This is a genomic window from Photorhabdus stackebrandtii (assembly GCF_011189495.1).
Lineage (GTDB): Bacteria > Pseudomonadota > Gammaproteobacteria > Enterobacterales > Enterobacteriaceae > Photorhabdus > Photorhabdus khanii.
The window spans coordinates 1-889 of sequence record NZ_PUJV01000146.1 but is presented as its reverse complement, the minus strand read 5'-3'; the positions used below and the strand labels follow the sequence as shown (position 1 = coordinate 889).

Genomic DNA, 889 nt, shown 5'->3' with positions numbered 1-889 from the left:
GCAATAGCAACAAGATACGACAAACTTGAGCGAAATTATGCCAGTATGGTTGCCATGGCTTTTATAATGATGTGGTTACCCATGTGGGCTGTATAAGTTATGTACACGAAACGTCAACAGCCCCTAGCTTAGATATAATGAGTTTTGAATAATCTGTCATTTATGGATGACTCGTTCGCTATGTTCTGACAATGCAGCAATTAATTTGTTATTGAAATCAACCGGCTTTTCTAGTGCATTAAAAAATGCTTCAGAGTCTTGACTATTCAAACGAATCACTTCGTGTTCATGAATAACTTTTTCCGCTTGTGATAGTGCACAAGCCAAAATGAAATTGCTGATGGTCTTACCTTCGAAACTTGCTGCCCGCTCAATTGAGCGTCTTGCGTTAAGTTGTAATCGAAGATTAATTCGTTCTGTTGCTGTACTCATAATGAATATCCTCTATTGTATAAGTAATGCACTGAATTGTACGTCAATTTGGTGCCTTTTTCAATTGTAATTCCTATTTCTTTTTTCACGTACCACTTAATTTTCGATGGCACTTACTTCCTGTATCTGAAGACCACCTTCCCAATATTTCACTTCCATCAATTGCTCTCACTTTTCATTTCTTGCTTTTGAGACTGTGCTCTCTAGTACTACAGCCGTAGATATCAGAAAGTTGCATTTTCCTTGATGCTCACAACGCTGAGAAACCGTATGAATTAAGCTTTTCTATGCGTGTCTTTTCTGTTGAAAAAAGTAAGTACGGCTGTAGTACTAGGCTGTGTCCCTTAATTATTTAATCGTCTGTAAAAGAGCCTAATACAGCCTAATTTCACCATCGACAGATAGTTTCGCGCTGTTTTTTCATAACGTGTTGCAATACGTCGATTGCTTTTGAGAA

The 889-nt window shown here is 37.7% G+C and carries 1 protein-coding gene and 2 pseudogenes; 1 reads left to right on the top strand and 2 read right to left on the bottom strand.

The features are described 5' to 3' along the window. Positions 1–96: pseudogene (locus C5470_RS22060) on the top strand (IS5/IS1182 family transposase); the annotation flags it as partial. Positions 97–156: 60 nt separating this feature from the next. On the opposite strand, the gene C5470_RS22055 reads toward C5470_RS22060, so the two are convergent. Both C5470_RS22055 and C5470_RS22050 read right to left on the bottom strand, forming a co-directional pair. Continuing rightward, a complete protein-coding gene (locus C5470_RS22055) occupies positions 157–432 on the bottom strand; it encodes a type II toxin-antitoxin system TacA family antitoxin (protein ID WP_166291924.1) in 276 nt (91 codons plus the stop codon). A 344-nt stretch (positions 433–776) separates the two neighbouring features. Beyond that, positions 777–889: pseudogene (locus C5470_RS22050) on the bottom strand (IS5/IS1182 family transposase); the annotation flags it as partial.

What these genes read in the sequence shown, in the direction of transcription:
- C5470_RS22055 (WP_166291924.1), bottom strand. Translation starts at nt 432, where the DNA reads ATGAGTACAGCAACAGAACGAATTAATCTTCGATTACAACTTAACGCA.